Source organism: Streptomyces calidiresistens, assembly GCF_014141525.1.
GTDB lineage: Bacteria > Actinomycetota > Actinomycetes > Streptomycetales > Streptomycetaceae > Streptomyces > Streptomyces calidiresistens.
Window position 1 is genome coordinate 1 of the sequence record NZ_VKHS01000180.1, and the last position, 8,058, is coordinate 8,058.

6 protein-coding genes are annotated in these 8,058 nt (G+C 72.9%); 5 read left to right on the forward strand and 1 reads right to left on the reverse strand.

Features of this window, described 5'->3' with window-relative positions; genetic code table 11:
• The first annotated feature begins 56 nt into the window (after positions 1-56).
• The 3 genes from ilvN to serA all read left to right on the forward strand — a co-directional run bounded on the left by ilvN (position 57) and on the right by serA (position 3,559).
• Positions 57-581, forward strand: coding sequence for an acetolactate synthase small subunit (gene ilvN, locus FOE67_RS10175; RefSeq protein WP_182662756.1), 525 nt, complete (start codon positions 57-59; stop codon positions 579-581).
• Positions 582-744: 163 nt separating this feature from the next.
• Positions 745-1,743, forward strand: a complete 999-nt coding sequence (ilvC, locus tag FOE67_RS10180; RefSeq protein ID WP_182662758.1) for a ketol-acid reductoisomerase — start codon at positions 745-747, stop codon at positions 1,741-1,743.
• Positions 1,744-1,966: 223 nt separating this feature from the next.
• A complete protein-coding gene (gene serA / locus FOE67_RS10185; protein ID WP_182662760.1) occupies positions 1,967-3,559 on the forward strand; it encodes a phosphoglycerate dehydrogenase in 1,593 nt (530 codons plus the stop codon).
• A gap of 238 nt (positions 3,560-3,797) precedes the next feature.
• Here serA and FOE67_RS10190 read toward each other — a convergent pair whose 3' ends face one another.
• Positions 3,798-5,081 carry a helix-turn-helix domain-containing protein gene (locus FOE67_RS10190; RefSeq protein WP_323384637.1) on the reverse strand — a complete coding sequence of 428 codons (1,284 nt, stop codon included), beginning with the start codon at positions 5,079-5,081 and terminating at the stop codon, positions 3,798-3,800.
• A 247-nt stretch (positions 5,082-5,328) separates the two neighbouring features.
• On the opposite strand from FOE67_RS10190, the gene FOE67_RS10195 reads away from it, so the two are divergent.
• Positions 5,329-6,255, forward strand: coding sequence for a proline dehydrogenase family protein (locus tag FOE67_RS10195; protein ID WP_182662765.1), 927 nt, complete (start codon positions 5,329-5,331; stop codon positions 6,253-6,255).
• 145 nt (positions 6,256-6,400) lie between these two features.
• Positions 6,401-8,056, forward strand: a complete 1,656-nt coding sequence (gene pruA / locus FOE67_RS10200; protein WP_182662767.1) for an L-glutamate gamma-semialdehyde dehydrogenase — start codon at positions 6,401-6,403, stop codon at positions 8,054-8,056.
• Positions 8,057-8,058 lie beyond the last annotated feature (2 nt).

The window sequence follows — 8,058 nt, forward strand, 5'->3', positions numbered from 1 at the left end:
CGCCCGCGCCCACCCGTCGCGACCCCGCCCGGGGTTCGGAAGTTCAGGAAGCAGCCATGTCCAAGCACACGCTCTCCGTCCTGGTGGAGAACAAGCCGGGTGTCCTGGCCCGGATCACCTCGTTGTTCTCCCGCCGCGGTTTCAACATCGACTCCCTCGCCGTCGGCACCACCGAGCACCCGGAGATCTCCCGGATCACCATCGTGGTCGGTGTCGAGGACCTGCCGCTGGAGCAGGTGACCAAGCAGCTCAACAAGCTCGTCAACGTGCTGAAGATCGTCGAGCTGGACCCGGCCTCGGCCGTCCGTCGCGAACTGGTCCTGGTGAAGGTCCGGGCGGACAACGACAGCCGTTCGCGGATCATCGAGATCGTCCAGCTGTTCCGGGCCAAGACCGTGGACGTCTCCCCGGAGGCGGTGACCGTGGAGGCCACCGGCAGCAGCGAGAAGCTGGAGGCCATGCTGCGGATGCTGGAGCCCTTCGGGATCAAGGAGCTGGTCCAGTCCGGCACGATCGCCATCGGCCGCGGCGCCCGCTCCATCACCGACCGTTCGCTGCGCGCCCTGGAGCGCAGCGCCTGAGGCGCCCGGGACCCCGGGCACGCCGCGCCCGGGGTCGCCCGGGGTTCCGAACAGCCGGTCGGACCGCATGGCGAGACCGGAGCCCCCACCACCACCCGCACGTCCTACGGTGGTCCGCACGCGGCGGATCCCGCCCGGGCGAGAACCAAGGAGAAGAACCGAAGTGGCCGAACTGTTCTACGACGACGACGCCGACCTGTCCATCATCCAGGGCCGCAAGGTCGCGGTCCTGGGCTACGGCAGCCAGGGACACGCGCACGCGCTCTCGCTGCGGGACTCGGGCGTCGACGTCCGGGTCGGCCTGCCGGAGGGCTCCCGTTCGCGGGTGAAGGCCGAGGAGCAGGGCCTGCGCGTCACCACGCCGGCCGAGGCCGCCGCCGAGGCGGATGTCATCATGATCCTGGTCCCGGACCCGGTGCAGGCCAAGGTCTACGAGGAGTCCGTGAAGGACAACCTGAAGGACGGGGACGCCCTGTTCTTCGGCCACGGCTTCAACATCCGGTTCGGCTTCATCAAGCCCCCGGCCGGGGTCGACGTCTGCATGGTCGCGCCCAAGGGCCCCGGCCACCTGGTGCGCCGCCAGTACGAGGAGGGGCGCGGAGTGCCCTGCATCGTCGCGGTGGAGCAGGACGCGACCGGCAACGGTTTCGCCCTCGCCCTGTCCTACGCCAAGGGCATCGGCGGCACCCGGGCCGGCGTCATCAAGACCACCTTCACCGAGGAGACCGAGACCGACCTCTTCGGTGAGCAGGCCGTGCTGTGCGGCGGCACCGCCGCGCTCGTCAAGGCCGGCTTCGAGACCCTGGTGGAGGCCGGCTACCAGCCGGAGATCGCCTACTTCGAGTGCCTGCACGAGCTGAAGCTCATCGTGGACCTCATGTACGAGGGCGGGCTGGAGAAGATGCGCTGGTCCATCTCGGAGACCGCCGAGTGGGGCGACTACGTCACCGGCCCCCGCATCATCACCGATGCCACCAAGGCGGAGATGCGCAAGGTGCTCGACGAGATCCGGGACGGCTCCTTCGCCCGCACCTGGATGGCGGAGTACGAGGCCGGTCTGCCGAAGTACAACGAGTACAAGAAGGCCGACGGGGACCACCTGCTGGAGAGCACCGGCAAGGAGCTCCGGAAGCTGATGAGCTGGGTGGACGACGAGCGTTGACGCTCCGTCATTCCTTCGGGTGAATTCCCGGTGAGGACCGGGTGGATTTCACCGGGCGGTGGTCCCGTTTGTGGGTGACCGGGACCACCGCCCCGCCGATACACTGCACTGCGAAGCGCGTCACAGGCTCACAGCGTCGTGCGTCTCCACGCGGCTGCCCACCTCCACTTCCTTCGGCCGTCGGGACGCGGCCCCCCGCAGAGGACAAGCGAGGACTGACCAAGTGAGCAAGCCTGTCGTACTCATCGCCGAGGAGCTCTCCCCCGCCACGGTGGACGCCCTGGGGCCGGACTTCGAGATCCGCCGGTGCAACGGCGCCGATCGGGCCGAGCTGCTGGACGCCATCCGCGAGGTCGACGCGATCCTGATCCGCAGCGCCACCCGGGTGGACGCCGAGGCCATCGCCGCCGCCAACCGGCTGCGCGTGGTCGCCCGGGCCGGCGTCGGCCTGGACAACGTGGACGTCTCCGCCGCCACCAAGGCCGGCGTCATGGTGGTCAACGCCCCCACCTCCAACATCGTCACCGCCGCCGAGCTGGCCTGTGGTCTGATCCTGGCCACCGCCCGCAACATCCCGCAGGCCACCGCCGCGCTGAAGAACGGCGAGTGGAAGCGGAGCAAGTACACCGGCGTGGAACTGTCGGAGAAGACCCTCGGCGTGGTCGGTCTGGGCCGCATCGGGGTGCTGGTCGCCCAGCGGATGTCCGCCTTCGGCATGAAGGTCGTCGCCTACGACCCCTACGTGCAGCCCGCCCGGGCCGCCCAGATGGGCGTCAAGCTGCTCTCCCTGGACGAGCTGCTCACCGTCTCCGACTTCATCACCGTGCACCTGCCGAAGACCCCCGAGACCCTCGGGCTGATCGGCGACGAGGCGCTGCACAAGGTCAAGCCGGAGGTCCGGATCATCAACGCCGCGCGCGGCGGCATCGTCGACGAGGCCGCCCTGCACAGCGCCCTCAAGGAGGGCCGGGTCGCCGGCGCCGGTCTCGACGTGTTCGCCGTCGAGCCGTGCACCGACTCCCCGCTCTTCGAGTTCGACAACGTGATCGCCACCCCGCACCTGGGCGCCTCCACCGGCGAGGCGCAGGAGAAGGCGGGCGTCTCGGTGGCCCGCTCCGTGCGCCTGGCCCTCGCGGGCGAGCTGGTCCCCGACGCGGTCAACGTCCAGGGCGGTGTCATCGCCGAGGACGTCCGCCCCGGCCTGCCGCTGGCCGAGAAGCTCGGCCGGATCTTCACCGCCCTCGCCGGGGAGGTCGCCCAGCGCCTCGACGTCGAGGTGTGCGGCGAGATCACCCAGCACGACGTGAAGATCCTGGAGCTCTCCGCGCTCAAGGGCGTCTTCGAGGACGTCGTCGCCGAGACCGTCTCCTACGTCAACGCGCCGCTGTTCGCGCAGGAGCGCGGCGTGGAGGTCCGGCTGACCACCAGCTCCGAGTCCCCGGACCACCGCAACGTCATCACCGTGCGCGGCACCCTCACCGGCGGCGAGGAGGTGGCGATCTCCGGCACCCTCGCCGGCCCCAAGCACCAGCAGAAGATCGTCGGTGTCGGCGAGCACACCCTGGACCTGGCGCTCACCGACCACATGGCCTTCTTCCGCTACACCGACCGGCCCGGTGTGGTCGGCACCCTGGGCCGCATCCTGGGCACCGCCGAGATCAACATCGCGGGCATGCAGGTCTCCCGCGCCGAGGAGGGCGGCGACGCCCTGATCGCGCTGACCCTGGACGACTCCATCCCGCCGGCCGTGCTCACCGAGATCGCCGGGGAGATCGGCGCCCGCTCCGCCCGCGGCGTCAACCTCGGTACCGACTGACCCCCGAAGCCCTTCGCCCGATCGGGTGAAACCGGCATCGCATCGGCCCCGCCGCCCCTCACCGGGCCGGCGGGGCCCGCGCGTTCCCCGGACCGGTCCGGTCCCCACCCCGGCACGATGACCGCCCGGCCGTCGATCCTTCCGGGGTGCAGATCCTCGTACGCCTTCGGGGCCTCCTCCGGCGGGTACGGCCCGGCGGGCACCGCCACCGCGCCCGGCGCGACCCCGGACGCGGGCGTCAGTCGATCCCGTGCAGGCGGGCGGCCTTCAGCGCCATGTGCAGCAACAGCCGGTCCCGGCCGTCGGCCATCCGCAGTCCGGTCAGGTCCTCCACCCGCGCCAGGCGGTAGTACAGGGTCTGGCGGTGGATGCCCAGCTCCCGGGCGGTCTCCCCGGCACGCCCCGCGAGGTCCAGCCACACCTCCGCGGTCCGGGCCAGCTCCCGGTGGGCGGGGCGCAGGAGCACTCGGACCGCCGGGTCCGGCGGGGCGGCCGGCAGCGAGGTGAGCAGGCGGTGCGCCCCCAGCGCGGACCACTCGGCGATCCGGCCCGCGCGGGGCTCGACGGCCGCCACCCCGGCGGCGGCCAGCGCCCGCCGCCACCCGACGGGCCACCCGGCCGGGCCACCGGGTTCCGCCTCCGCCCCGTGCGTGTCCACCTCCGGCGCCCGCGCCGGGGACGGATCGCCGCCCGGCGCGCCGCGACAGATCGCGATCCCCGCCCGGGCCGTCCCCCGGGCCGGCCCGGGCAGCCGCGCCATGGCCGCCTCCGCGGCCTCCCGGGCCGCCGACGGCTCCGCCCGGTGGTCGCGCAGCCGCACCAGGAGGGCGAGCGCCGGCCGTGTGCCCGCGTCGGCGTCGCCGGGCAGCCGACCGGCGTGCGCCGTGCCGGGCAGCACCGTCGCCGCGAGCACCGGTGGCGCGGGCGGCGGCGCCTCCGCGTCCACCGGCCAGGGGCGCACCGCGACCAGCGCCACCGGCCCGTCGGCGGCCGCTCCCAGGGCCTGCGAGACCGCCCCCACCGCGCCGGGACGGGCGGCGGGCGGGGCGGTCAGCAACCGCCGCAGCGCCTCCGACGGCCGGGCGCCCGGCCGGGCCCTGGCCCCCAGGGAGGCGCCGATCCGTCCGGCGATCGCCATCGCCTCCGGCATCCGCGGGTCCTCCGGGGACAGGCTGCCGTCGTCCAGCAGCCACACGTACCCGTGGACCACGCCCCGGTGACGGGCCGGCAGGCAGATCCGCCCGGTGGTCACCCCCGCCGCGGGCTCCGCGGGGATGCGCACCGGCCCGGTGGCCCGGGTGATGCCGAACCCCTCGAACCAGCGCCGCACCCCGGCGGGGGAGCTGCGGCTGAGGATGGTGCGGGTGCGCACCGGGTCCACCACGGTCTCGTCCACCCCGGAGTGGGAGGCGAAGGCGATCAGCGAGAAGTCCCGCGCCTCCAGGGTCGCCGGGGTGCGCAGGAGGCGGGAGATCTCGTCCACCAACGCCTGGTGGTCCTCGTCCCGCAGGGGATCGCTCACGTGCCGTGCCGCCGTTTCCGTTCGTGCCCGGGGCGTTCCGCCCCGCGTCGCGGGCGTGTCACCGCCCGGCCGCCTCCTCATTGTCGTACAGATGTATGGGAAACCCCCGTCGGCTCGTGACAGCTGTCCGTGGGCCGCGCCCCGCGCGACTCCCTACAGTCCGGGGGAACCGGTTCCGTCCGGGCGCCCCCGTGCCCACCGGACGGGGCCGAGGCGTCACCCACCGCTCGTTCCGTGGAGGTGCCCGTTGCTGGGACCCGTGCTGCACGTCGCCTCGCGCAGCGACACCATCCGTCGCCTCGTCTCGACCACCCCCGTGACCCGGCCGGTGGTCGACCGCTTCATCGCCGGCGAGCGCCTGGACCAGGCGGTGGCGGCGGTCCGCTCGTTGACCGGGCGGGACCTGGAGGTCACCCTGGACCACCTCGGCGAGGACGTCACCGACCCCGCCGAGGCGCTGCGGGCCCGGGACGCCTACCTGGAGCTGACCGAGGCGCTGGCGAAGGAGGGGCTGGGCGAGCGGGCCGAGATGTCGGTCAAGCTCTCCGCCTTCGGCCAGGCGCTGCCCGGCGGCCACGACCTGGCCCTGGCCAACGTGCTGCCGGTGGTGGAGGCCGCCGACGCGGCCGGCACCACGGTCACCCTGGACATGGAGGACCACACCACCGTGGACTCCACCCTGGCGATCCTCGCGGAGCTGCGCCGCCGCTTCCCGGCGACCGGGGCGGTGCTCCAGAGCTGCCTGCTGCGCACCGAGGACGACTGCCGGGCCCTGGCCGGGGAAGGATCCCGGGTGAGGCTGGTCAAGGGGGCCTACCGGGAGCCCGCCGAGGTGGCGTACCAGGACAAGCACCTGGTGGACCGCGCCTACGTGCGATGCCTGCGGCTGCTGATGGCGGGTGACGGATACCCCATGATCGGCTCCCACGACCCGCGGATGATCGCCATCGCGCAGGAGCTGGCCCGGCGCGTGGGGCGTTCGCCGCGGTCCTACGAATTCCAGATGCTCTACGGCATCCGCGAGGCCGAGCAGGTGCGGCTGGCGGAGGCCGGGCACCGCGTGCGGGTCTACGTGCCCTACGGCACCGACTGGTACGGGTACTTCATGCGGCGGCTCGCCGAGCGCCCGGCCAACGTGGCCTTCTTCCTGCGCTCGGTCGTCTCGCGCGGCTGACCCGTCCCCGCCCGGGGCCGCATCCGCCCCCAGCCCCGTCCGGGCCGGTCCACCGGCCGGCCCGGGCACCCCGTGGACCCGCGATCGCCGTGATCCGGAGGTCCCGGACATCCGAAGAAACCAGCGCCGAAGAAGGAGCCAGGCCATGGACGCCGTCACCCGGGTACCCGCGCCGGTCAACGAGCCGGTGCACGACTACGCACCGGGCAGCCCCGAGCGGGCACGCCTGGAGGAGTGGCTGCGGCGGCTCGCGGGCGAGTCCCCCGAGCTGCCCGTGACCATCAACGGCGAGCGCCGCATGGCCGGTGGCGAGCGTTTCGAGGTGGTGCAGCCGCACGACCACAAGTCGGTTCTGGGCACCGCCGCGCACGCGACCGCCGATGACGCCCGGCAGGCGATCGACGCCGCGCTGGCCGCCGCCCCCGCCTGGCGGGCGATGTCCTTCGACGACCGCGCCGCGATCATCCTGCGCGCCGCCGAACTGCTGGCGGGTCCCTGGCGCGAGCGGATCGCCGCGGCCACCATGCTGGGCCAGTCCAAGACCGCCCAGCAGGCGGAGATCGACACCCCCTGCGAGCTGGTGGACTTCTGGCGGTTCAACGTCCACTACGCCCGGCAGATCCTCGCCGAGCAGCCGGAGACCAACTCGCCCGGCGTGTGGAACCGGTTGGACCACCGCCCGCTGGAGGGCTTCGTCTACGCCATCACGCCCTTCAACTTCTCCGCCATCGCGGGGAACCTCCCCACCGCCCCGGCCCTGATGGGCAACGTGGTGATCTGGAAGCCGTCGCCCACCCAGACCCTCGCGGCGGTGCACCTGATGGAGCTGCTGGAGGAGGCCGGCATGCCGCCGGGTGTCATCAACCTCCTGACCGGTGACGGGGCGGAGGTCTCGCGGGTCGCCCTGCCGCACCCGGAGCTGGCCGGCATCCACTTCACCGGCTCCACCGCGACCTTCCGCATGCTGTGGAGGTCGGTCGCCGAGAACCTGGAGAACTACCGCGGCTACCCGCGCCTGGTGGGGGAGACCGGCGGCAAGGACTTCATGATCGCCCACCGCTCCGCCGACCCCGCGGTGCTGCGCACCGCGATGACCCGCGGCGCCTTCGAGTACCAGGGTCAGAAGTGCTCCGCGCTCTCCCGCGCCTACCTGCCCGCCTCGCTGTGGGAGGGCGGTCTGCGCGAGGAGTTCGTCGCCGAGGTCGAGGGTCTGTCCATGGGGCCGGTCACCGACCTGTCGAACTTCATGTCGGCGGTCATCGACGAGCGGTCCTTCGCGAAGGTCACCGCCGCCATCGAGCGGGCCAAGGCCGATCCGAACTGCGAGATCATCGCCGGTGGTGGGTACGACGACTCGGTCGGCTGGTTCATCCGGCCCACCGTGGTGGTCTGCACCGACCCCGGGAGCGAGTTCTTCCGCGACGAGTACTTCGGCCCCCTGCTGGCGATTCACGTCTACGACGACTCCGCCGACGGACCGGGCGGTGGTCCCGGCTTCCGGGCCGCGATCGAACAGATGGAGTCGATCGCGCCCTACGGCCTCACCGGCTGCGTGATCTCCCGCGACCGGGCCGCCGCCGCGCTGGCCTGCGAGGAGCTGCGCTACGCGGCGGGCAACTTCTACATCAACGACAAGCCCACCGGCGCGGTGGTCGGGCAGCAGCCGTTCGGCGGCGGACGGGCCTCGGGCACCAACGACAAGGCGGGCGCCAAGCAGAACCTCATGCGGTGGACGCTGACCCGCGCCATCAAGGAGACCCTGGTGCCGCCGACCGACTACCGGTACCCGCACATGGGCTGACC